The sequence below is a fragment of the Colwellia sp. MB3u-4 genome (assembly GCF_014077065.1).
Lineage (GTDB): Bacteria > Pseudomonadota > Gammaproteobacteria > Enterobacterales > Alteromonadaceae > Cognaticolwellia.
Window position 1 is genome coordinate 1 of sequence record NZ_JACGVE010000089.1, and the last position, 24,419, is coordinate 24,419.

Here is a 24,419-nt window from a genome sequence, read left to right on the forward strand (position 1 = left end):
TATACCGTAAAGTAATTCGTTGCTGCAGGCCTTGCCTGAAGCGAGATGCGCATTCTACGCACCTGAGTTTTAATGTCAACGTTTTATTTAGATTTTTTAAACTTTCTTTTCAGAAGATTCAAACTCATTTTTAAAACGTTAAGTTAACTTAATCAGCCTAGACTAGATTAGATAACTCATTAAAACCGTTCGTTTGGGTTACCCCTTGGAACTGGAGCGCATTCTAGAGATTTCTGGCTTCACGTCAACACCTAATATCAATTAAATTGCGATTAAATGTTTGTTTGCTTTTTAATTGAACTATTCGGCTATTTTACGGACTAATCACTACGTAGTTAGCAAGATTTGGCTAGCAGTTTTTCCAAAACCCATATTTTTATGTACAAATAAACAGGAGATATAATGTATTTTATGCTCTATATTGTATTTGCGCATAATAATAATAACAAACTACAGATAAAGTGGGTTTCACCACGGTGTTTGTACAGAGAGCATAACAAATGAAAAAACTTATCATCTTGTTAATGCTTGCTGGCATTAGTAGTACAGTTGTGGCGAAGGATGTTGCCGAATATAAACATGAACGTTTGATTGCTAAGATATTAAACCAACAAGTAAAGAAACAGAGATCAATTCAAAGTAGTGTCCATGCCATACTTTCACGCTATCCAGAGAAAGTAGATGTTGTTATGGCGGTGGCTTTTGCCCGATACCCAGAAAAATATCGTGAAATTATGTTGGGTGCTTTATCTGCGCAGCCTGTTTTGGCCTGCGATGTTATACAAAATTCGATTAAAGCTAAAGTTGCCCCTAGTACTGAGCTGGTTGAAATAGCTATTACCGCAGAACCTGCTTATGCTCAAGAAATAGTTAATACTGCGGTTAAATTTAATCCAAGTGAAATAGAAAATATTGTCCGAGTTGCCATCAGGACTGAACCTTACGACGTTAGTAACATAGTTAACAACACCGCATCTAATTACCCTAGCCAGATATTGAATATTTTAACAGCCGCTATTACAGCTATACCGGAACAGGCAAGTAATATAGTTAAAGATATATTAGCTTTATTTCCTGGTGAAGCTGACCGAGTAATTACCACCGCGGTTAATCAAAGCACTGATAATCATAATAATGCTATTGTTAAAGCCGCTATTGATTTAGGATTTGATAGAGATTCAGCAATTGCTGCTGCAATAGCTGGTGGTGCAAAACAAGAAACCTTAGCAAAACTTAATAACTAAGCCGTTAATTGTTATATAAAAAAAGCCCAGTAATTACTGGGCTTTTTTATACGATTATATTATACGGTTGTGATTGCGCTAAGCTAACTTTGTTCACGCTCGATCGCTCGATAAGCGATATCAGTACGATACTCAACACCTTGCCAAGAAATTTGTTTTAATAATTCATAGGCTGATTGCTGCGCTTGAGTGACATTATTACCTAATGCTGTTGCACACAAGACACGACCGCCTGCGGTAACTATTGCACCATCTTTTTCAGCTGTACCTGCATGGAATATTTTTCGATCAGTGACAGTATTTGTCTCTAGACCAGAAATAACATCGCCTTTGGGATAACTAGCAGGATAATTAGCTGCCGCCATTACCACGCCTACTGCAGGGCGAGGATCAAAATCGATTGTTGCTTGGTCTAACTCACCACGACAAGCCATGATACACAACTCAACCAGATCAGATTTTAATCGCATCATGATTGGCTGGGTTTCAGGGTCACCAAAACGACAATTGTATTCAATAACTTTTGGGGTACCATCAGTGTCAATCATCAAGCCCGCGTATAAAAAGCCGGTATAAGGTGCACCTTCTCTCGCCATGCCCTCAACGGTTGGCATGATAACTTCATTCATAGCGCGTTGATGGATCTCTGGTGTCACAACAGGTGCTGGAGAATACGCACCCATACCACCAGTGTTTGGCCCTTTATCACCATTATAGGCACGCTTATGATCTTGGCTGGTAGCAAAGGCTAAAACATTTTTGCCGTCAACCATCACAATAAAGCTAGCTTCTTCACCTGCTAAGAATTCTTCAATCACCACACGATGACCCGCATCACCAAAAGCATTGCCGGCAAGCATATCTTTAATACCGTCTTCAGCTTCTTTTAATGTCATCGCAACAATAACGCCTTTGCCAGCGGCAAGGCCATCAGCTTTAACAACAATTGGCGCACCTTGTGCACGAACATACGCAAGTGCAGGCTCGATTTCAGTGAAGGTTTGATAACTACCGGTTGGAATATTATTTCTTGCTAAAAAGTCTTTAGTAAATGATTTTGAACCTTCAAGTTGTGCCGCTTTTGCACTGGGTCCGAAAATCATTAAACCTTCTGCTTGAAAAGCATCAACAATGCCATCTACCAAAGGCTGTTCAGGCCCAACAATAGTTAGCACGATCTCGTTGCTTTTGGCAAAGTCGACTAAGGCTGGAATGTCGCCAGCTGATATGGCAATATTTTCCAACTTGGCTTCTGTAGCCGTTCCTGCATTACCCGGTGCAACAAATACTTTTGTTACTGAAGATGATTGTGCAGCTTTCCACGCTAATGCGTGCTCACGACCGCCATTACCAATGACCAAAACATTCATTTACTTACATTCCTAATATTTTAAAATTGCTATAACCTGCAGAGATCAAGTTATAGCAGCTCAATTATGTTATTTTACAAATTTTAATGTCATACGATCGCTTTCGCCAATCGCTATATATTTTGCTTTATCTTGTTCGCCTAAACGTAATACTGGCGGTAAGGTCCATACACCTTTTGGATAGATGGCCATATCTTTAGCATTAGCGTTGATTTCACTGCTTGCTACTAAAGTAAACCCTGCCGCTTTGGCTTGTGCAATAGTTTTGCTTTGCGATACATAACCCTTTGCTTTTTCAGCGTCGACGCCTTCAGGTAGACGATGTTCTACCACACCTAACACGCCACCTTTTTTCAATGCTTTGTAAGCGTCTTTAAAAGCTTGTTCTACACCTTCATCGCGCCAGTTGTGTAAATTACGAAAAGTCAGTACCAAATCGGCTGTACCTGCCGGTGCAAGTTCACTTGCTTGACGCGGAATAAAGTTAGTTAACTCTACTTCGCTAAATACGTCGTCACTGGCTAATTTTTCAACTAGCTTTTTACGTGAATTACTATAATAGTTATCTTCGCCAGTATCGGGATAATGAGCACCGTAAAGTTTACCTTTACCTTTTACTGCTGGGGCTAAAATTTCAGTATACCAACCACCGCCGGGGGTAATTTCAACCACAGTCATTGACGGATCAAAACCAAAAAATGCTAAAGTTTGTAACGGATGACGATATTCATCACGCGCTTTATTTTTTGCTGAACGATGTTCGCCAGCGATAGCTTTTTCAAGCTGACTTTGCTGATGAGCATCCTGATGAGCGTTAACAAAACCAGAACATAATAAAGTTGCAGACACGATTGACGCGGTAAAAACTTTTTTGAGAGTTTGAGCTGTTGTATGCATTGTTATCTTCCATTAACTAGTGAATTTTTATACAGGCTAGTTATAGCAGATTTCGTTCAGATGATCAGTGCTGTTACTCATATCTTATCGACAAAAAACAGCATTTGAACTTAATTGAGTGTGTGTAATGATTAATTTTATTACCCAGACACTACTCAGCATGATTTCTGCAATAAAAATGCTCAGAATAATTAACTCTATCTGAGCATTTTTATTTTACCATTTTGACTTAATGACGAAAGTGACGCATACCAGTGAATACCATGGCGATATTATGCTCATCTGCAGCAGCAATAACTTCATTATCACGCATAGAGCCACCCGGCTGAATTACCGCAGTAATGCCTGCTTCAGCAGCAGCGTCCAAACCATCACGAAATGGGAAGAATGCATCTGATGCCATAACAGAGCCTTTAACTTCAAGGTTTTCATCTGCCGCTTTAATACCCGCTACTTTTGCTGAGTAAACTCGGCTCATTTGGCCTGCACCCACCCCGATAGTTGCACTATTTTTAACGTAAACAATTGCGTTCGACTTAACAAATTTTGCTACTTTCCAACAAAATTGTAAATCACGCATCTCTTCGTCCGTGGGTTGGCGTTTAGTCACTACCGTTAAGTCGTCACTTGTTACGCTACCTTGATCCGTGTCTTGAACTAATAAACCACCGTTAACGCGTTTAAAATCAAAACCAGTAGTTTTACTTGTCCATTGACCACAGACTAATAAACGCAGGTTAGCTTTAGTGGCAACAATTTTTGCAGCTGCATCTGACACGCTAGGTGCGATAATAACTTCAACAAATTGACGAGACACGATTGCTTGCGCAGTATCTGCATCTAACTCACGGTTAAACGCTATGATGCCACCAAACGCAGACGTTGGATCCGTCTTATAAGCGCCTTCATAAGCCGCTAAAATATTATCGCCAATAGCAACACCACATGGGTTTGCATGCTTAACAATAACGCAAGCGGGTTCGTCAAATTCTTTAACACATTCTAATGCCGCATCCGTATCAGCAATGTTGTTATAAGATAAGGCTTTGCCTTGCAATTGAGTTGCCGTAGAAACTGACGCTGCTTCAGGATTCGCTTCTTTGTAAAAAGCCGCTTCTTGATGCGAGTTTTCACCATAACGTAAATCTTGAGTTTTAATAAACTGGCTGTTAAAGGTACGTGGAAATTTAACTTTTTCACCTACTGATGAGTCAACAGAAGCTGCAGATTCAGTTGCGCCATACGCGGGTAACATTTTACCAAAGTAGTTAGCAATCATACCGTCGTAAGCGGCAGTGTGCTCATAGGCAGCAATAGCCAAATCAAAACGTGTTTGATAAACCAAAGAATTATTGTTTGTCGCCATTTCAGCTAAAACACGGTCGTAATCATGGGCATTGACTACTATGGTGACGTCTTTATGATTTTTAGCGGCTGCGCGCACCATAGTTGGGCCACCAATATCGATGTTTTCAATGGCATTTTCTAATGAACAATTTTCATCAGCAACGGCATTGGCAAATGGGTAAAGATTTACCACCACCAAATCTATCGCACTGATGTCGTTTTCAACCATAACAGTTTCGTCGATACCACGACGCGCTAAAATACCGCCATGCACTTTCGGGTGTAAGGTTTTAACTCGACCATCCATAATTTCTGGATGCCCGGTGTAATCAGATACTTCAGTGACTTTAATGCCATTTTCGGCCAATAACTTAGCGGTACCGCCAGTTGATAAAAGGTCGACACCTTTTTGTGATAACGAGCGAGCAAATTCAACAATACCGGTTTTATCTGAAACACTTAATAGTGCACGTTTGATTGGGCGTGGTGTATCCATGGTTTTCTAATTACCTATAAATTAAAATGGTTGTCTGGCCTATGACACATATCTGTTTTACATTATTGATATGCGATAATTCTTAAATGGCATAAAAGTTGACTACTTGGATAACTTTTATCTCTCTAAAAGCAAAAAAGCACCCGAGGGTGCTTCTAATTGACAGGCTAGCCTGTCGTACTTCTTAGTTCATGCCGTATTTTTTTAACTTTTTACGTAAAGTACCACGGTTGATGCCTAATAAGTTAGCGGCGCGGGTTTGGTTACCGCGCGTATATTGCATGACTTCTTCAAGCATTGGCGCTTCAATTTCTGAAAGTACAAGGTCGTACATATCATCAACGTCATTACCGTTTAACTGAGACAAGTAGTTTTTAATGGCTACTTTTGCTTGTGTGCGTAAAGGCGAGGCCTTTGTCTGAGTTTGTAGATCACCGGTAATAAATGGAGAGGAAATATTTTGTTCAAACATAAAGTTCAGACTCTTTCTAAAGTTAAATTATCAAAATACATAGTTAATGCGTCAAGTTGTTCAGTAACTGACTCGAGTGCATTAAAAATAGAACGAAACGATTTTCCTTGTTCATGCGTTTGCATGTACCAAGAAACATGTTTACGGGCAAAACGTAAACCCATAAATTCACCGTAAAATTTGTGTAATTCCATTACATGCCCAATCAAAATTGTGCGTACTTCATCCGTTGAAGGAGCAGGCAAATGCCTACCCGTTTTCAAGAAATAATTAATTTCTTGAAAAATCCAAGGTCTCCCTTGGGCACCACGACCAACCATAATGGCATCAGCCCCAGTGTAATTCAGCACTTGCTCCGCTTTTTCGGCACAAGTAATATCGCCATTAGCAACAACTGGAATACTCACCGCTTGCTTGATTGCTTTAATGGTGTCGTACTCTGCATTGCCTTTATAAAAGTCATTACGAGTACGGCCATGCACCGCAAGTGATTGTATGCCGTTATGCTCAGCAATATTGGCTATTTCAATACCATTGCGAGTGTTTTCACACCAGCCGGTTCGAATTTTTAACGTGACTGGAATATCCACAGCATTAACCACAGCTTTAATAATTTGCTCGACTAATGCGGGCTCTTTCAGTAACGCTGAACCTGCTAATTTTTTATTTACCTTTTTTGCTGGGCAGCCCATATTGATATCAATAATTTGTGCGCCATTATCAGCATTATGCTTAGCTGCAAAAGCTAATTCTTCAGGATCCGAGCCCGCGATTTGTACGGAACGAATACCTGCTTCTTCGCTATGCAACATTCGACGCTGAGATTTACCGGTATTCCACACTTTTGGATTAGATGACATCATTTCAGATACCGCTAAGCCTGCCCCCATCTGACAACATAGTTGTCTAAATGGTTGATCGGTAATACCCGCCATGGGTGCAAGCATAGTATTGCTTGCTAAAGTGTATGGACCTATCTTCACGCTGCTGTTTTTTTGAGCTACTAGTCAAAAGGGCGCTAAGTTTACGTGTTTTTTTTGGGATTGAAAAGGATATAAATTGAACAAAACGCGCTTTTTTTCACGTTTTTCGTGTTGACATTTTCTAAAGTGTTGATGCGAGCAGTTTCTGTACGATTTGATAACAAAAGCTGCTCATTTTTAGGCCATTAATCGCCAACGAATAATAAACTAATAACGAACACCAGATAAACGTACCCATTCGTCTTGAACAGCAATAGCGTCCATCTGACAAAATTCAGCATACTGAGTTTGTAATTGTTCGGCTTGCTCTTCTAAAACACCAGACAAAGCAAGCACACCATTGCTCGCTAGATAGTTAATAATAACTGGAGCAAGTTCACGTAATGGTCCGGCTAAGATATTTGCCACCACCACATCAGCTTTAAATTCAGGTTGGTCTTTCGGTAAAAATAATGCCAAACGGTCTTCACAGTGATTGCGTTTCGCGTTTTCTAAACTCGCTTGTAACGCTTGTGGATCGATATCAATACCAATCACTTTTTTTGCGCCTAATTTAAGCGCGGCTAATGACAAAATACCTGAGCCACAACCAAAATCAACCACGGTTTTGCCGACTAAATCTAAACCGTCCAGCCAAGTTAAACATAAAGCGGTTGTTGGGTGGGTGCCCGTACCAAATGCTAGACCGGGGTCAAGCATAACGTTCACCGCACTAGGGTCAGGAACATCACGCCAGCTTGGACAGATCCATAAACGTTGGCCAAATTTCATCGGATGGAAATTGTCCATCCATTCACGTTCCCAATCTTTGTCTTCCAGCTGTTCAAGCTTATAGACCATTTTAGCTTTGTCTGGATGGATACCTTTTAAATAATTCAACACCTTGTCCATATCATGACTGGCATCATATAAGCCCATTACCACAGTATTATTCCAGTAAATAACTTCATCACCCGGAAGCGGCTCATATATAGGTGTATCTTTAGCGTCAATAAAGGTCACCGCTTGTGCGCCACAAGCACTCAACCAATCGCTATATTTTTCAGCTGTCTCTTCATTGGCACTTAATCTAAGCTGGATCCAAGGCATGTTTTTTCTCATTAAAATTTTTTGCTAGTTTATCACCCTCTACCGCGACAAAATAGTTACTTTAGCCATATACTCGAGCAATAACTACAGATAATTTGGCGATTGATAGCCTTTCGTCATGGCTAGAGTAATAGCAAAATAAACGTTATCAAAATGCTAAAAATAATATCATGACGTTTGAGGTTTACAGTTGTATTAGCTTGCTCTTAACCACTCAACATTATCAGTAAAGAGACTAGTGTATAACAAATGCTGGATAGACAAAGTCAAGCTAGCAACATAATGCTCGACATAATTTAAGTCACACGAATAGCCGCGCACCAAATGGCCAAGATAAAATTCTCTCCTGGACCTGGTTCCCAACTCACTGGAACGTAACCTCAAGTAGCTATCTTTGCCAATGACTTATGCTACCGACTTATATAGTGCCGTAAGATTAAAAAATCTAAAAAGCTATTATGTTCGTATGAACAAAGACCTTAGATAATATCAAGGCTGATGCAGGTTACCAAATGACTTAACCCAATGACTTTAAGCCAATGAAAAAAATGAATAGCGCTTTACCAGCAAGGAAAATAACTTAGCTTTATACTCAATATTACTTACGCTGCGCAGATATAAATTGCCTGTTCTGATAAAGTAAAACTTCATTTATACTCAATATACTAGCGTGCATACCTTAGGGATAAAAATGTTAGATCTACTACCCGATTTATTTGATGATCACAGCGAACAGCTTTCTTTAGCTCAGCCGATTTTTAACGACTATGGTGGTCACACTATCTTCTCTGGCGAAATAGTGACTGTTAGCTGTCATAATGACAATTCCAAAGTCAAAGAGTTGGTAGCCACCGACGGTACCCACAAAGTGATGGTGGTTGATGGCAAAGCGAGTATGACTAACGCCTTACTCGGTGACATGCTAGCTGAGCTAGCCGTAAAAAATGGCTGGCAAGCCATTGTTATTAATGGCTGTATACGTGACGCGGGTACTATTGCAACCTTACCCATTGCGGTAAAAGCCCTTGGCTGCTGCCCAATAAAAACCGAGAAACTGGGTAAAGGTGAAATTAACCAGGTTATTCACTTTGCCGACTTAAGCTTTAATCCTGGTCAATATATTTATGGTGACGCTAATGGCTTAGCCATTAGCGAAGTCTTAATCCCCTTTTAATGATTACCCACTTAGTCAGCACAGTATCGCTAAGCGGGTAAATAAAGCCAAAAAACAGAGTAAAATAATGAAGTACTTTCCTATATATCTAGATGCCAAACATATTAACGCTATGATTATAGGTGGCGGCGAGGTAGCAGCACGTAAAATAGAGCTGTTATTAAAATCGACAACTAACATTTCTATTATGTCTGAAACACTAAATAGCAGTGTTGAGCGTTTGGTGAATTTGCACCAATTAAATTGGCTCAAGCATAATTATCAACCCGGCCACCTGGGCAAGAGTAATATTGTCATTGCTGCCACCGACAGTGTTGAAGTTAATAGCGCGGTGGCCGCAGAAAGCACTCAGTTAAAACTACTGACCAATGTCGTTGACCAACCTGAACTGTGCACTTATATAACCCCGGCTATTATTGACCGAAGCCCCATCATAATTTCCATGTCGAGTTCTGGCAGCGCACCTATTTTACTGCGGATGTTACGCGAGCAAATTGAAAAAACATTACCTAATGGATATGGGAGATTAGCTGACTTTTCTTTCAAATTTAGAGACCACGTAAAAGCGCGCGTGAAAAGCTTACGCGAGCGTCGCACTTTTTGGGAGCGCACTTTACGCGGCAGTATCGGACAAGCTATTTTAGATGGTAAAACCACTTCAGCTGAACAACAGTTAATTGCCAGCTTACAAACACAAGCGCCGCCACCTAGTGGTGAAATTGTTTTTATCCATACCCGTGACGGTAATCCCGACCACTTAACACTTAATGCCCATCGAGAAATGCAATTTGCCGATGCGGTTTTTTACGACCAAGCGGTTAATATCGACCTAATAGAATATATTCGACGTGACGCCAGCAAGTTTCCTCAAGCAATCGCTTCAAGCATTTTGATTAATGTTCAACACGCATTAGATTTAGCCGAGCAAGGTGAGAAAGTGATTTACTTACTCAGTGGCGCTGTCGACTTGCCTGAGAATAAAACCTTGGCAGAAAGCGCTATTATCACCAAGCATATATATAGTGGCAACTAATGTTTTGAGTTGACTAAGGCCTAAGATAATGACTATTCGAATACTGAAGTGAAGTTACTCCTGCAACGACATAACACCTAGATAAGTTAATGCTGCTAACCGTGGGCTCTAACAAAGAGCCCACGGTTTTAAGTGGCTAATTAAAAAACTAGCACCTTTGCCGCTAACGCAATTATTTGGCTGTTCTGCAGCTCAGGTGCCTTAATGTTGATGCGCCTTGTTGGCCAAAGCTGGGCGATTATGCACCGGCATTGAAAAACCTTGGTTAATCATGGTGGCTAAAAACGGGATACCTTCATTATCGCCGATATCAGCATAATCTGTGCTCTGATAACTCGCATATTGCTTAAGTAGTGATACTGTTTTTTCCGCATCAGGTTGAAATTTTGTCAACTGCCATTGTCGCGTTAACTCGGCACCTTTTACTTGAAAGAATTTTACTAGCTGTAATTTTGGTAACCAAGTTAACTGATATTCTCTGTGTTTATCTTTCAATACAAAGTGTTGCTCAAGTATACAACCCGATTTTTTCTGCTCTACCAGTTTCATCTGACTCAGTTCGGGTGTCATAACTAACTGAAAAGCATCTTGCCACTGCGGCTGGTGTCTCAATTCATTAGGTTGATATTCAATGGTGTGTTGATACTTTTCAAATGCTCGGTTTAGCGATAACCGATTACCGTTCAACAACCAAATATCGTTAATACCTTCGCTGACATTTCGTTGCAGCACAGTATTATTATTGCGGTGTAGTTCAAACAATTGCTGAACTGGCTTTGTCATCGGCTCACTATTAGCCGCTTGAGTACTTAGTTGATAATAAGCACTGATCACATTAGGCGAAATATTGCACTCACTGGCGCTACTGCTCAAAGACAAAAGGCATAATAATGCTGAAATAATTTTCATAATAAAACCAACTCAGGGTAAATAGGTCAATAAATAAAAGGAAGTTGCCATTTTTAATCTGACAACTTCCCTGCTACAACATTTGCTAAAGCACGAGTTAATTTAGCGCTTGCTCAGCTTTTGCAACAAGATCTGCGGCATAATCCATCACGTGGAAAATGACACTTTGCTCATTGGTACCGGTAATTAAATGCGCACCAGGACCCTGGGCGTAAATACCCACATCTTCACCCGCATGGGTTTCTGAACTTGTTGGCACTAAGGCTTCTTGATGAAAACCCGTAGACTGGGTATCCACCATACTAAGATCTTGACGACCAGTGACGGCGTCAGCGTTATAACTCGCATCGGCATTAGTTTCTGCACCTAAATCTCTAAAGCCTTTGCCATTGGTATAACCTAATGTTGTGTATGGCATGCCGTCACTTGCTAGGCTTGGCTTTGTGCTACCCACACTCACCACTTTACCTAAAATAGGGTTACCCCGTTTGGGATAGCCTGCCATCGTAAAGACATGACTGTGATCCGCGGTAACAATAATTAAGGTTTCTTCTGGATTGGTCGCATCAACCGCAGCCTGCACTGCATCAGCAAAAGCAATCGCATCTGTTAAAGCGCCATGTGCACTACCCGCATGATGACCATGATCAATCCTGCCAGCTTCCACCATTAAGAAAAACCCTTGCTCGTTATTATCAAGTATATCAATCGCTTTATTGGTCATCTCGCGTAAAGACGGCTCACCAGCAATGTCATTACCGCGATCGGCTTCATACTGCATGTGCGATTCATTAAATAAACCAAACAGCCGCGGCGTAGTATTAGCATCAACCGCATCAAAGCCCGCTTGGTCGGTAACGAAACTGCCCGCTGGATATTGTGCTTGCCATTCTGCGGTTAAATCTCGGCCATCGGTTCTATCACCCTCTACAGCGCTTGCCGCATCGGTACTATTAAAGGCCGCATCTTTTGGTAAAAAGTGTCGTCTGCCCCCGCCTAGTACTACTTCTATGCCGTTAACTTTTGCGCCAGAAAATCGGCTTTGCATATCATTTTCAAAACTAATCAATTGTGAGGCAATATCAACACAGCCCGCGGCCACAACAGCAGCTGGCATATCAGAATTATCTTCCCAGTTTCTCTCTGCCGATTTAGCATAAGTTGCCGCTGGCGTAGCATGTGTAATTCGCGCAGTAGAAATAATACCTGTTGATTTGCCGGCAATTTCTGCTAATTCTAATGCGGTTACTAGCTCATTACCGGATACTGAAGCACAATCGCCGCGACTAATGGCTTCGTTTACACCAATAACGCCTGCATCAGTTTTAACCCCTGACATCATCGCGGTCATAGTGCCGGCAGAATCTGGTGTTTGTGCATCAACATTATAGGTTTTAGCAAAACCAGAAAAAGAGAACTTATCAAAACTTAATTGATGTTCTTCACCCAATTTACCTAACTGTTGACCTGCTAAAATGCGTGTTGCCGTTACAGTAGAAATACCCATACCATCACCAACAAATAAAATAATATTTTTCGCTTTGCCTTTAGTATTAACCAATGACTGAGTATTGAGTGCGGCTTGGGCTAAAACACTTTGGCCTTGCTCATACCATAAATTATGAGTGGTGGCGGTCAATGACGAACCTTGTGTTTGCGTCAATGTGGGTGAACAAACAAATTCTGTTGCATCGACTTCATTAGTATCCAATACGCCAGAGCTATCATCATCAACACCTGAATCAATTTTTACCCCCCCATTAAGGCATTGTGCATGGCCAACCTTTAATAAGGTTTGGCTAACCAGACTATTGAAAGCACTTTCGCCGTCAATACCATTGCTACCATTTGAACCGTCATTTCCGCCACAACCTGCTAATGCAGCCAACACGGCTAATGATAAAGTTTTTACTGTTTTCATGATTAATTCCTTTCGATTGGCCAGTTAGTTAGCAATTAAGCCAAGCGATTGATTGATGATATGAAACACAACACTTTGTTCGATAACGCCTTGTGCCAAATGCGCTCCAGGTCCTGATGCGTGTAAACTAATATCTTCACCTGCATGGGTTTCAGAGCTCAGTGGCACGGTAGCCTCTTGATGAAATCCTGTTGTGGTGGTGTCCACTGTGGTTAGATCTTGACGACCGGCAAGTGCATCGTCGTTATAGCTAAGGTCTGCATTGGTTTCATTGATCAAGTTTCTAAAACCTTTGCCATTGGTATAACCTACTGTGGTATACGGCAGGCCGTCACTTGCTAGAGCAGGTTCAGTTGCGCCAACATTGACCACCTTACCTAATATTGGATTACCACGTTTTGGGTAACCGGCAATGGTAAATACATGGCTATGATCCGCCGTCACTAAGATTAATGTTTCTTCAGGATTGGTATTATTGATAGCGGCTTGTACTGCGTTAGAGAACTCGATGGTATCGGTTAAGGCATTATAAGCAGAGCCCGCATGGTGACCATGATCAATTCGCCCTGACTCAACAACAAGAAAGAAGCCTTTGTCATTATTATCAAGAATATCAATGGCTTTACTGGTAAGTTCAGTTAACGAAGGCTCACCCGCAATATCATTACTGCGATCGCCTTCGTATTGCATATGCGACTCATTAAATAGTCCCAACACCCGCTCAGTGCTACTTGCGTCTATGGCATCGAAGCCTGCTTGATCGATAATATACTGACCGTTTTGATATTGTGCTTGCCATTTAGCGGTTAAATCAACACCATCGGTGCGATCGCCTTCAACGGCACTACTGGCATCTGCACTGTTAAAGCTTGCATCTTTTGGTAGAAAGTGTCGACGACCACCGCCAAATGCCACTTCAATACCATCAACGTCTACCCCTGGAAAACGCTGTTCTAGATTTTTCTCAAAATCAATAAGTTGGCTTGCAATATCAACACAGCCTCCTGCTATGGCTGCTGCTGGCATATCAGAAATATCTTCCCAATTTCGATCCGCTGATTTTGCAAAGGTTGCCGCGGGTGTCGCATGGGTAATACGTGCCGTTGAAATAATGCCGGTTGACAAGCCTTTAATTTCAGCCGCTTCTAATGACGTGACTAATTCGTTACCGCTGAGTGAAGCACAATCACCACGTTCAATATCTTCATCAACACCAATCACACCAACATCTGTTTTCACACCTGACATCATAGCGGTCATTGTGCCGGCAGAATCTGGCGTTTGTGCGTCAACATTATAGGTTTTAACCTGCGCAGAATAAGGAAACTTTTCAAAACTTAAGTAGCCTTCCTCGCCCGTTCTTCCTTCGTTTTGCCCGGCTAAAATTCGTGCAGCGGTTAAGGTTGACAAGCCCATGCCGTCACCGACAAATAGAATGACATTTTTGGCTTTATTACGTGTTATTAGTTTGGTTTTAGCCATTACTGATTGCTGACCATCAACAAACCACTGACTGTCTTTTTGTACGTTTGGTAAAACCCCAGCACCAGCGACGCTAGAGAGTAAAAAAGATGACAAAACTGAAAGTGAAACCCATGTCGAGTTCATAATGCTTCCTTTGGTGTTATTTTTAGTTAAAGTGAGTTTGCTAATGCCGATGCATTAACACCACTAGCATGCTAAGCAGTAAAAATGACAGTAAGGTAAAAGAAAAATGACCGAACGATGAAGGTTTTATAACGTAAGTGTGACAGCCAGTTTGTTGCTGGCTTATATTGCTCGATAAACTAGCAAGCGTAGGGATGAACTAGGTCAACTTGTATATATAAGATTTAGCTGTCATTTATACTACCAATGCCATCGCGATTAGCAGCGTAAACACCACGACTACGAGTGTGGGATGAAGATGAATTATCGGGGTTACTGCACGGTGCGTCGTATTATTTCTTGATTAAGATGAATATTGCTTGCCAGTATGAATCAGCGTGTCGATAAGGTCATTGCTATCGCACCACCTTTTATAAATGGCAAAGTAGCTGTTGTAGCCCCTAAAAATCTTGTGCCCATAATAGCCAATACCTCGACACTATTCATCACAGCCAGTGATGATGAATACGCAAATCCAGTCGAAAATAATTTACTATTTAGTTTAATTTCAGGTCAGCAGAAGCAACGTATTGATTTTGATAGTGGTCATATATTGCCCGCTCATTACGTCGAACAATTAGACGTTTTCTTAAAAAATTAATCTTAATCGAATAGTTAAAGTGCCGCATAAAAGATAGTTGGTGCTAATAAGCACCAACTATCTTGATGTTATTACTAGGTTTTTATCTACAACTAACCAGATAAATAGCCAGTATTAAAATTAATACTTAAAAATAAATAAATCTACTTGCTATTTATTCACCTTACCATTACGATCGTAATCGATAATCATTCGTATTTAGATTCTTATTGGTATTAATTTAACATGTATATTAAAGCTAGCATATCAGCGCTGATTTTGGCCTTACCTATGGACACCATAGCGCAAACAACGCCAGACAAAAATCAAACAGAACATATTGTTGTCACGGGAACCCGTACAGCCAAACTACTGAGTAACTCACCAGTTTTAGTTGATGTTATTGACGGTGAAACTATTGCAAAAATCAGCCAAGGGACCTTAGCGCAAGCACTTAACTATATTCCTGGTATCGTAATAAAACGTAGCGTAAAAGACGGCTACAACATTCAAATGCAAGGTTTTGACGGCGACCATGTTCTAGTGCTAATTGATGGTCAGCCAATTGTTAGCCCTACGGGTTCATCCGCAGATTTAGACCAAATCCCTGCTAGTAATATCGCCCAAATTGAGATTATTCGTGGTGCCGCCTCAGTTATGTACGGCAGTGCTGCCATGGGGGGTGTTATAAATATTATTACCCATAAATCTGATCAGCCTTCACTACAGCTTGATTACGATGTTAGTCAATACCAAGGTAACAACATTGAAGATGGTGACCTTAATCACACCATAAAAGTAAATGCAGTTGAAAATTTCGCCGGCTGGCGTACGCAATTAAATGCCTTAATTATTGATGACCAAGGCTATGATTACGACAGTAATACCGTTAGTCAAGACGCTGCTAGTGTTGATAAAAAATTCATTACATTGCGCGTAAATAAAGCCCATGAAAATCTTGCTTCTAGCATTAAATATCAATGGTTAAGTGATGAAAAATTTCGTGATAGTTCGATAATTCCTGGGCAAAGCGAGGTTATTTTTTACCAAACGAATGTTGATCAACAGCAAATAGATCTGGGATTAAAAAGTACTAAACATCCCAAAACGCCTTGGCAAATTAATGCCAGATACATTAACCATCAAGAAACTAGTGGTCAATCAAACAGCTTACGTGACACGACTATTACCTTGTCAGAAATTAATGGCCAAAAGGTCTTTCAACTAGGCAACATTGAGCTAGTTACAGGTGCAGCCATTCATGCTGACCAACTTGATCAAGATAAACCCGCTGTAAACGTTATTGAAGTTGACAATGAAAGCCGAGGAAGCGTTGAAGTATTTGTGCAAGGCAACTGGGTGAAACCAGACTATCAGCTCCTTGCTGGTATGCGCAGCCAACATGATTCAGACTTTGGTTGGCATAACGCGCTTCGACTTAGCAGCATGAAGAATTTTTCCTTAGGTAAAGGTAAGTTGCAGTGGCGCGCAGGCATAGGCCAAAGTTATCGCGTACCAAACTTAAAAGAACGTTTTTATATTTTTGACCACAGCGCTTTAGGCTATATGGTTTTGGGTAATAAAGCGCTTGAACCTGAAACAGCTGATTCACTTAACTCAAGCTTAACCTTTAATAGCACCTTAGCTGATAATGTAGTCGACTTGCGTAGCGATATTAGTGTGCATTTTTCAAAAACTGACAATCTTATTGATTCAGTTATTGATGTGGAGAAATCACAAAAAACTGGCTTATCTATATATCAATATCAAAATATCAGTGAAGCGACAATTCACGGTTTCAATATCAGTACGCAATTGACCTTTAGCCAATGGAAAACTCAATTAAATTACAGCTACTTAACCAGTGAAGATGAAAATAACCAGCGCCTATTCTCCCGCCCGCGCCATCAAATTAAATTCAACATTAATTACGATATTGACGCATACGATATCGAAGTTATCGCCTACGCAGTTTATCAAGCGGGTGAAGCAGTACCTGATAGCTACCAAGGCGTCGAAAATAACGAATACACCACGTTTAACACGGTATTTAATCAAGCCATAACAAACAACCTGTCATGGCGAATAAGTGTTGACAATATCTTTGATGAACACAAAAAGCCGACTGCAAGCAGTCAAAATTTATTTGATGCAAGACCTGTTAGTAGCCGCACTATTAGTGCCGGCATTAGCTACCAATTTTAGGGAACATAGGGAAATAACATGATATTTGACAAAAGTTTAAACAGTACATTGAAACTAACCAGCATAGCACTGTGTGTATTATTAACCGCTTGTGGTGGCAGCGATAGTTCAAGTAAGGAAACCACACCTGAACCAACACCTACGCCGGCAGCGCCGACACAAGCTGATATTAGTGGCCCACATAGCACTGGCAGTACTAGCGAACCAGTATTTGTTTACTACGATTTAGACTCTCAAGCTGTTGTTGAATTAGCAACAGCAGAAGCCGCAGCGGCAGACACTGTGTGGGATATCGCCTTTAAACGTACCGGTATTTATCTTAATCAAAACAGCGAAAATGCCATTACCGCCTATGCAATGGGCAATAACAGTGACTTTTTTGATACCGATGGCGCTCCTATCGCTTCGAGCTTTATTGCCGCAAATGCTGAAACTGAGTTAGCTGCATATTTAGCGATAAAAACTGGCGATATTCCAACAGATGAAACATTGTTTGTCGGTGATATTACCTCAAATATTATTGAAGGCTTCTACGACTATGACTCGACCACACATGTGGTTAGTGCCGCAGATACCAAATACTTTATCACTAACTCAGACGCTGCCTATACTAAGTTTAGAGCAACAAGCATTGCCACTGTTGGTCAAGGTATAGGTGAAATTACCTTACAAACTGCTTACCAAGGTAGCAGTGACGTTGCTTTTGCCACAGAACAAGCGCTGGTAATCGACGCCGCATTGACCTGTTCTGGTGACGTAATTGCTGTGTATGTTGATTTTGATAGTAATCAAGAAGTAACTGAAGCTGATGCTTGGGATATCAGCCTGCCTTGTGCAGAAGATAAAACGAGCGCAAGTTTCGAAATAAACCTTGCTGATGATGCACAAGCATTACAAGACTTCGATAACAGCTATGAGGCTATTGATCCTGCTGCAGCCGAATTTTTAGGTTTTCAAAGCAGTAGCTATTCAATAAACGCGTTCAAATCTTTTGCTCATAATTGGTACCAATACGCACTTAATGGTGGGCATTTATTATGGTCACAATTCGACATTTACTTAATTAAAACACCAACAACAACGCATAAGCTACAAATAACCAGCTACTACGATGAAGAAGCTACATCGGGTAATTACAGTTTCAGAGCTGATGAAGTAACCGAACTTGCTGGCGAAGCCGCTAATGAGTAAACCCGAGTAAACCTCATACTCAAGGCGCAACCCTCTCGCGCGCCTTGAGTCCCTGACTCACCTTCACTGTTTATCACTTAAATTAACTACCTGTTAGGAAATACTATGATCGCCCTGATCGAACAAACCATGTATCAGCTGTCCGATTTTTTTATGGCACCTGTGCTATGTCTTATTGCATTACTCTTTATTTACGCGCTATTTGCTAGTGGACAATTTTTTAGTCAAACCCTGCAGCGTCGTCGCCACTATAAGTCGTTTATAGAATTACTTAACAGCCAATTAGGCCATAAACCTGAATTAACATTAAACGGCTACCCAATGGCAAGTTTGGCAAATGAAATACCCAACATCAGCCAAGACCAGCTTGATGTCGCGGCATTAAAAGAACTTGAAGGGGTACGTAACGTCAGTCGATTAGCACCTATGTTAGGTTTAATCGCCACCATGATCCCAATGGGTCCTGCCTTAAAAAGCTTAGCCGATGGCAATATACAAGGCATCAGCGAAAATTTGATCGTCGCATTTTCCGCGGTAATTTTTGGCCTAATTATCGCCTCAATTACCTTTTGGATCGCGTCAGTGAAAAAGCGTTGGATGGTTGAAGAACTCGTTGCCTTAATGCCGTTAATTAACCCTAAGCCATATGATGATGTGCGCCAAGAACTCGCTTTACCCGTGCACGCTGTGGAGAAAGATTATGAGGTTGCTTGATGAAGATGAAGGCATTAACCCAGCATTATCGGTCGTAAACTTAGTTGATGTGTTTTTAGTATTAGTGGCAGCATTATTAATTGCCATTGCACAGAATCCATTGAACCCCTTTCTCGCCGAAGATGTCACCGTTATTAAAAATGCCGGTAAAGATAATATGGAAATTATCGTTAAAAAAGGCAATACCATCGAAAGTTTTAAAAGTGATGGAAAAACGGGTGCAGGCACAGGTAAAAAAGCAGGCACGGCCTATGAAATGGCCGACGGCAGCATGATTTACGTAAAAGAGTAGCGATATTTATCATATGAAAAATCCTTTAATTAAAATTTCTATCTTATTGTTTTCCTACATTACTTTTATCAGTAATGTTTTTGCTGAAGCACCGAACGCTAAAAACAATCAAGCACCAACAGCCAAAGCACATAGTGTGCTATTTATCAGTACGGCACATGCCAATACGGCCAAAATCACCTTGTTAAAGAAAGTCGCAAAAGAAAAAGTTAATTCGACTTGGCATATACAACAAAAATCAGCAAAGTCATTACTAGACGCTACTCACCAAACTGGCGCACTCGTTGCGCTTTTTAATCAATACGACTTAGTCATTCTTGACGCAGTATCTGGACGAGAGGCCCGCGCCACTTTTGACAATTACGCCAAGGCCATCTCGCAAGTTAGTGCTAGGGTTGTTGCCTTTAAATACTTACAAAACACCAAGCTAAATAAAGGCTTCAGCGCTGATAGCGCCAGTATCTTAGAAGATTATTGGCAGAATGCAGGACGTCGTAATCTCGATAACATGCTGTCGTATATTGCAGAAAATGTTATTAAAGCCAAGCAAGAAAGCACAACGGCAGAAATTTCAACAGTACCCACCGTCAGCAAAGTACCCGCACCGATTATTTTTCCACAACAGGGAATTTATCACCCGGCATTGCCAGACTTAATGATCAAAGATTTAGCCGAATATAAAAAACGCCGACCGGTAAAACCCCAACAACCGAAAATAGCAGTGCTGTTACAACGGGCATTAATAGAATCTGAGCAAACCCAGTTAATTGACGCCACCATTGCCCAACTAGAAGCCAGAGGCGCCTATGTTGTGCCGTTCTTTTTCAAACTTAGTCCTGTGACCAATGACTATAGCCATTTACTACAACTGCCAATCACTAAAGATGGTCAAGTTGTTGGCCAACAAACCGATGTTGATCTGATCATTAACTTTCGTAACATTCATTGGGCTAACCAACGTAAAGTCGAGTTTGAAAAATTCAATGTGCCCGTCATGCAGGCCATGACTTACTATTCTGGTGATAAAGAAACATGGGAAAATGACATGCAAGGCGTCAGCGCCAATATGATGTCATTCACTTTAGTGTTACCAGAAAACGCTGGCGTGATTGATCCTATGATCGTGGCTGCAATGAACATGACAGATCAAAAAGTTGAAGTTATCGACTACCAACTAAAGCACCTAGTTAACAAAGCGATTAACGTCGTTAATTTAAAATATAAAGCCAATAAAGATAAAAAACTCACCCTATTTGTTTGGGGCGACAAAGATGTTGGTGCTTCCTTTATGAATATTCCTGAAAGTATTGAAGCCATTAGCCAACGCTTAGCCAATGAAGGCTATAAAACCGCAGAACGTGATGCAGAATACTTTGTTGCCAATGCCAAGAAAATACTCGATCCCTTCTACCGTGATTACCAATTAACCGAATTGTTAGATAATGACTTAGCCGAGTTGATGCCAATTGATGACTATTTAACCTGGTTTAATGCCCTACCGACTGAATTAACGCAAAAAATAACTGACCATTGGGGCAAGCCTCAAGACAACTTTATGTCGGTAGAAAAAGACGGTAAACACTTTTTTATTCTCCCCCGTATTCGTAACGGTAATATGTTGATCATGCGCCAACCACCGCGCTCTGATAGTAAAAATGATGAAAACATGATTTATCATCAAGGCTTAGTGCCTATCAATCATTTCTATCTTGCGGCTTATTATTATGCCCGCGAGTATTGGCAGTCAGACGCTATTGTTCATTTAGGTACGCACGGCTCACAAGAATATTTAGGCGGTAAAGAACGTGGCTTATCTATATATGACCAAGGTAATTTAGCGGTTTGGGATACGCCCGTGGTGTACCCATTTATTGTTGATGATGTTGGTGAAGCTATGCAAACCAAACGCCGTGGCCGCGCTACCGTTATCTCACACATGACGCCGCCATTTGCTGCTGCCGGACTAGAAGGCGACATTCGACATTTGCATGAATTAATGCACCAATATAAACAGCTCGACCAAGGTGGCGTAAAGCAAAAAACAGCCGTCCAGCTGACTCAGTTATGCTTTGACACCAATATTTGTAAAGATTTAGCCTGGGAGAAAACGCAAATTAATCAAGCGTTTGATGAGTTTATTGACGCCTTACATATTCACTTAGAAGCTTTGGCAACAGCGAATCAACCTTTGGGGTTACATACTTTTGGTTATATTCCAGAACAAGCCTTAACGATATCAACCTTAGTGCAAATGCTTGGCAACGATTTTACTGCACGAGCCAGTGAGTTTGAACATGAGCACTATACCAACAACTTAACGAGCGAAAATAATGAAGATGACCGTGATAATCATAGTCATACATACCATGAGAAGAGTCATGAGAAGATCAATGGAAAAAGTCGTGATAAAAAACATGATACATCCACAGAAAACGACATTACTCGTTTATCAGGTTATTTAACCGTTAAAAACTACATCACCGCTGCCGCAGATCAATCAGCCGAACGCCCGGTGCCAGTTACTGAGCTAACAACTGAACTGCAAGCGGATATTGCACGAGGTAAAAAGCTGTATCAAAGCATGGCCAGTATTCATGAGCTAGATGCCATGGTCGATTTTCTGAGTGCTAAATATATTCCAGTTAAGTCTGGCGGAGATCCTATTCGTCACCCAGAATCTTTAGCCACCGGCTATAACTTATTTGGCTTTAACCCTTCACGCGTGCCAACAAAAGCCGCCTTTGAGCAAGGTAAAGAGCTGACAGAGCAAATGATCGCTAATTACTATCAAAAACATAAACGTTATCCGGACAAAATGGCCTTCTCATTATGGTCAATTGAAACTATGCGTCACTACGGCGTACTTGAATCTCAAGTACTTTATGCCATGGGTGTTAAGCCAAAATGGAGTACAAGCGGCCGTGTTATTGGCACTGAAATAATTCCCTACAGTGAATTAAAACGCCCACGTATTGACGTTGTGGTATCAGCCACAGGTTTATACCGCGATGCTTTTCCTAATGTTATACAAATGTTGGCAAAAGCGGTCAATCAAGTCGCAGCATTAAAAGAAGACAACAACTCTATTTGGCAAAATAGTCAAAAAGTAAAAGCTGACTTACTGGCCGAAGGTGTTGATGAAAAAGAAGCCGAGTATTTATCAACTATTCGTATTTTCTCAAATCAATCAGGTGATTATGGTACCGGTGTTGATGATGCCGCATGGGCCAGTGATACATGGGAAACGGATAAAAAAATATCAGATAACTATTTAGGTAAAATGGGCTACTTCTTCGGTGCAGATAATAGTCGCTGGGGGAAAAAAGCGGCGAATACTCAAGGTGAAGAAGTACAACTTTATGCTAAACAGCTTTCAGGTACCGACATTGCACTATTTGCCCGTTCATCGAACCTTTTCGGCATGTTAAGTACTGATGACCCGTTCGAATACTTTGGTTCACTCAGCTTGGCTGTGCGTAATATCGACGGCAAAAGCCCCGACATGGTAGTGGCAAACTTACGTGACGCTAAAAACACTAAAGCAGAAGATGCCAGTTTATTTCTTGCCAAAGAACTGCGTACTCGCATGTTTCATCCACGTTGGATAAAAGAACTACAAAAAGAAGGTTATTCTGGTGCTGTGTCATTAGCGTCGAAAATGGATAACTTTTTTGGCTGGCAAGTGGTTGATCCTAGCCTGATCAGAAACGATCAATGGGACGAATACATGGACATTTATATTAATGATAAATTGACCTTACAACTTGATGAATGGTTTAAAGAGATCAATCCCGATGCCTTTGCACGTATGATGGAAAGAATGTTGGAAGCAGAACGCAAAGACTATTGGCAAGCAGACCCTGAGCGTTTAAAGCAATTAGTCGAGCAATATATAGCCGTGGTTAATAACAATGACTTAGTGATTTTAAATGACGCGGTAAAAGCGCATGTGAATGAACTTGCCGAAGGTTTTGGTTTAGCACCACTGGTCACGAAAACCATGGAAGCAATGGCAGCGAGCGCCAAAGCACAGCAAGCCAGGAACAACCAACAACTGAGCAAGCAAAAAAATAAAACAGCACCAGAGACTAAACCAGAACAGCAAGTTGAAGGTCAAAAACTTAATAAACAAAGCACGCAAACCATGGAGCCTAACAACTTTGCTTACTATAGCTTAGCGGGTATTTTATTATTAATAGCTTGCGGCGCAGCGTGGCAAAGTAAAAATAGAAAAGTAAATAAAAATCAGTTATTTATAATGCCGAAAAACAGATAGCAAAAAAATAATTCAAATTAATTTGCATATTATAGCCTCAATAACAGTTGAGGTTTTTTTTATACTGTATCTGGTGATATTTTTCTTAACATTTACATCATTCAATCAAAATAATAAATAGCGACTCAATGCTCAAAATACAGACAAACATTAACAATGTTGATAACAGTAGAGTTTCCAATAACTAAACTAAAGCTTAGCTAGCGGGATAATATTAAGCTGACTATTTTCTCGCGACTAAATGTACTGTACTGGTGGCGCGCTCAAGAAAGGCACCTTCACAGTAAGCACAGCCATAAATAGAGTTCAAACATACAACTCAAATTAGGAGACAGTATTCTCACTCTTATTAAACGTAAAACGGTACCCGTAACGGATACCGTTTTTTATTCCTATCTATGATTGATATTAGTGAATCATTTAGTACTATACCGATCAGGTTTCAAGGTTAAATTTACTCGAAAATTTTACGCTAACAATAAATGTCATTAATTTTGTATAGACCGTTCAACTCAGCTTCCCAGTTAATAATCTGAAACTGTTTTGCTACAAAGCGACTACATAAGATCTTGTGTAGGC

General features: G+C 40.8%; 18 protein-coding genes. 9 read left to right on the forward strand and 9 right to left on the reverse strand.

Translation table 11 applies throughout. The features are described from left to right. Positions 1–500: 500 nt before the first annotated feature. Complete coding sequence (locus tag H4J61_RS15650; RefSeq protein ID WP_182137375.1) at positions 501–1,244, forward strand: hypothetical protein; 744 nt, start codon at positions 501–503, stop codon at positions 1,242–1,244. Positions 1,245–1,327: 83 nt separating this feature from the next. On the opposite strand, the gene purD is transcribed toward H4J61_RS15650, so the two are convergent. From purD to prmA, 6 genes are all read right to left on the reverse strand, one after another. After that, a complete protein-coding gene (purD, locus tag H4J61_RS15655; protein ID WP_182137374.1) occupies positions 1,328–2,614 on the reverse strand; it encodes a phosphoribosylamine--glycine ligase in 1,287 nt (428 codons plus the stop codon). Between the two features lie 69 nt (positions 2,615–2,683). Continuing rightward, on the reverse strand, positions 2,684–3,511 hold the full coding sequence (locus H4J61_RS15660; protein ID WP_182137373.1) for a class I SAM-dependent methyltransferase: 828 nt from the start codon (positions 3,509–3,511) through the stop codon (positions 2,684–2,686). 229 nt (positions 3,512–3,740) lie between these two features. Continuing rightward, positions 3,741–5,354 (reverse strand): bifunctional phosphoribosylaminoimidazolecarboxamide formyltransferase/IMP cyclohydrolase, encoded by a 1,614-nt coding sequence (gene purH / locus H4J61_RS15665; protein WP_182186090.1) that lies wholly within the window; start codon positions 5,352–5,354, stop codon positions 3,741–3,743. Between the two features lie 184 nt (positions 5,355–5,538). Continuing rightward, on the reverse strand, positions 5,539–5,826 hold the full coding sequence (gene fis / locus H4J61_RS15670) for a DNA-binding transcriptional regulator Fis (RefSeq protein WP_044832893.1): 288 nt from the start codon (positions 5,824–5,826) through the stop codon (positions 5,539–5,541). Positions 5,827–5,831: 5 nt separating this feature from the next. After that, the gene (gene dusB / locus H4J61_RS15675) at positions 5,832–6,809 is read right to left on the reverse strand and encodes a tRNA dihydrouridine synthase DusB (RefSeq protein ID WP_182137371.1); all 978 of its coding nucleotides are present in this window, start codon (positions 6,807–6,809) and stop codon (positions 5,832–5,834) included. Between the two features lie 207 nt (positions 6,810–7,016). Next, positions 7,017–7,898, reverse strand: coding sequence for a 50S ribosomal protein L11 methyltransferase (prmA, locus tag H4J61_RS15680; RefSeq protein ID WP_182186092.1), 882 nt, complete (start codon positions 7,896–7,898; stop codon positions 7,017–7,019). 691 nt (positions 7,899–8,589) lie between these two features. On the opposite strand from prmA, the gene H4J61_RS15685 reads away from it, so the two are divergent. Beyond that, entirely contained in the window at positions 8,590–9,072 is a 483-nt protein-coding gene (locus H4J61_RS15685) for a putative 4-hydroxy-4-methyl-2-oxoglutarate aldolase (RefSeq protein WP_182186094.1), read from the forward strand. A 67-nt stretch (positions 9,073–9,139) separates the two neighbouring features. Then, positions 9,140–10,105, forward strand: a complete 966-nt coding sequence (locus H4J61_RS15690; RefSeq protein WP_182186100.1) for an NAD(P)-dependent oxidoreductase — start codon at positions 9,140–9,142, stop codon at positions 10,103–10,105. 201 nt (positions 10,106–10,306) lie between these two features. On the opposite strand, the gene H4J61_RS15695 is transcribed toward H4J61_RS15690, so the two are convergent. From H4J61_RS15695 to H4J61_RS15705, 3 genes are all read right to left on the reverse strand, one after another. Next, positions 10,307–11,014 carry a hypothetical protein gene (locus H4J61_RS15695; RefSeq protein ID WP_182186103.1) on the reverse strand — a complete coding sequence of 236 codons (708 nt, stop codon included), beginning with the start codon at positions 11,012–11,014 and terminating at the stop codon, positions 10,307–10,309. 97 nt (positions 11,015–11,111) lie between these two features. Continuing rightward, positions 11,112–12,935 (reverse strand): alkaline phosphatase, encoded by a 1,824-nt coding sequence (locus H4J61_RS15700; RefSeq protein WP_182186105.1) that lies wholly within the window; start codon positions 12,933–12,935, stop codon positions 11,112–11,114. A gap of 24 nt (positions 12,936–12,959) precedes the next feature. Further along, entirely contained in the window at positions 12,960–14,543 is a 1,584-nt protein-coding gene (locus H4J61_RS15705; RefSeq protein WP_182186107.1) for an alkaline phosphatase, read from the reverse strand. 367 nt (positions 14,544–14,910) lie between these two features. Between H4J61_RS15705 and H4J61_RS15710 the strand changes: the two genes are divergently transcribed. The 6 genes from H4J61_RS15710 (at position 14,911) to H4J61_RS15735 (ending at position 23,840) form a co-directional block, all read left to right on the forward strand. Then, on the forward strand, positions 14,911–15,183 hold the full coding sequence (locus H4J61_RS15710) for a hypothetical protein (protein ID WP_182186110.1): 273 nt from the start codon (positions 14,911–14,913) through the stop codon (positions 15,181–15,183). A gap of 225 nt (positions 15,184–15,408) precedes the next feature. Then, a complete protein-coding gene (locus H4J61_RS15715; protein WP_182186112.1) occupies positions 15,409–17,367 on the forward strand; it encodes a TonB-dependent siderophore receptor in 1,959 nt (652 codons plus the stop codon). 18 nt (positions 17,368–17,385) lie between these two features. After that, the gene (locus tag H4J61_RS15720) at positions 17,386–18,558 is read left to right on the forward strand and encodes an HmuY family protein (protein WP_182186116.1); all 1,173 of its coding nucleotides are present in this window, start codon (positions 17,386–17,388) and stop codon (positions 18,556–18,558) included. 105 nt (positions 18,559–18,663) lie between these two features. After that, a complete protein-coding gene (locus H4J61_RS15725; protein WP_182186119.1) occupies positions 18,664–19,272 on the forward strand; it encodes a MotA/TolQ/ExbB proton channel family protein in 609 nt (202 codons plus the stop codon). Beyond that, positions 19,259–19,564, forward strand: a complete 306-nt coding sequence (locus H4J61_RS15730; protein ID WP_126667454.1) for a DUF2149 domain-containing protein — start codon at positions 19,259–19,261, stop codon at positions 19,562–19,564. The genes H4J61_RS15725 and H4J61_RS15730 overlap by 14 nt, the downstream gene beginning before the upstream one ends. 13 nt (positions 19,565–19,577) lie before the next feature. Further along, a complete protein-coding gene (locus tag H4J61_RS15735) occupies positions 19,578–23,840 on the forward strand; it encodes a cobaltochelatase subunit CobN (protein WP_182186121.1) in 4,263 nt (1,420 codons plus the stop codon). Positions 23,841–24,419: the final 579 nt, after the last annotated feature.

Bases quoted from the DNA above. Each gene is read 5' to 3' on its own strand.
- prmA (WP_182186092.1), bottom strand. From the start codon at position 7,898: ATGCCTTGGATCCAGCTTAGATTAAGTGCCAATGAAGAGACAGCTGAA.
- H4J61_RS15710 (WP_182186110.1), top strand. From the start codon at position 14,911: ATGAATCAGCGTGTCGATAAGGTCATTGCTATCGCACCACCTTTTATA.
- H4J61_RS15685 (WP_182186094.1), top strand. From the start codon at position 8,590: ATGTTAGATCTACTACCCGATTTATTTGATGATCACAGCGAACAGCTT.
- H4J61_RS15720 (WP_182186116.1), top strand. From the start codon at position 17,386: ATGATATTTGACAAAAGTTTAAACAGTACATTGAAACTAACCAGCATA.
- H4J61_RS15735 (WP_182186121.1), top strand. From the start codon at position 19,578: ATGAAAAATCCTTTAATTAAAATTTCTATCTTATTGTTTTCCTACATT.
- H4J61_RS15730 (WP_126667454.1), top strand. From the start codon at position 19,259: ATGAGGTTGCTTGATGAAGATGAAGGCATTAACCCAGCATTATCGGTC.
- H4J61_RS15715 (WP_182186112.1), top strand. From the start codon at position 15,409: ATGTATATTAAAGCTAGCATATCAGCGCTGATTTTGGCCTTACCTATG.
- fis (WP_044832893.1), bottom strand. From the start codon at position 5,826: ATGTTTGAACAAAATATTTCCTCTCCATTTATTACCGGTGATCTACAA.
- purD (WP_182137374.1), bottom strand. From the start codon at position 2,614: ATGAATGTTTTGGTCATTGGTAATGGCGGTCGTGAGCACGCATTAGCG.
- H4J61_RS15650 (WP_182137375.1), top strand. From the start codon at position 501: ATGAAAAAACTTATCATCTTGTTAATGCTTGCTGGCATTAGTAGTACA.
- H4J61_RS15700 (WP_182186105.1), bottom strand. From the start codon at position 12,935: ATGAAAACAGTAAAAACTTTATCATTAGCCGTGTTGGCTGCATTAGCA.
- purH (WP_182186090.1), bottom strand. From the start codon at position 5,354: ATGGATACACCACGCCCAATCAAACGTGCACTATTAAGTGTTTCAGAT.
- H4J61_RS15725 (WP_182186119.1), top strand. From the start codon at position 18,664: ATGATCGCCCTGATCGAACAAACCATGTATCAGCTGTCCGATTTTTTT.
- H4J61_RS15695 (WP_182186103.1), bottom strand. From the start codon at position 11,014: ATGAAAATTATTTCAGCATTATTATGCCTTTTGTCTTTGAGCAGTAGC.
- H4J61_RS15690 (WP_182186100.1), top strand. From the start codon at position 9,140: ATGAAGTACTTTCCTATATATCTAGATGCCAAACATATTAACGCTATG.
- H4J61_RS15705 (WP_182186107.1), bottom strand. From the start codon at position 14,543: ATGAACTCGACATGGGTTTCACTTTCAGTTTTGTCATCTTTTTTACTC.
- H4J61_RS15660 (WP_182137373.1), bottom strand. From the start codon at position 3,511: ATGCATACAACAGCTCAAACTCTCAAAAAAGTTTTTACCGCGTCAATC.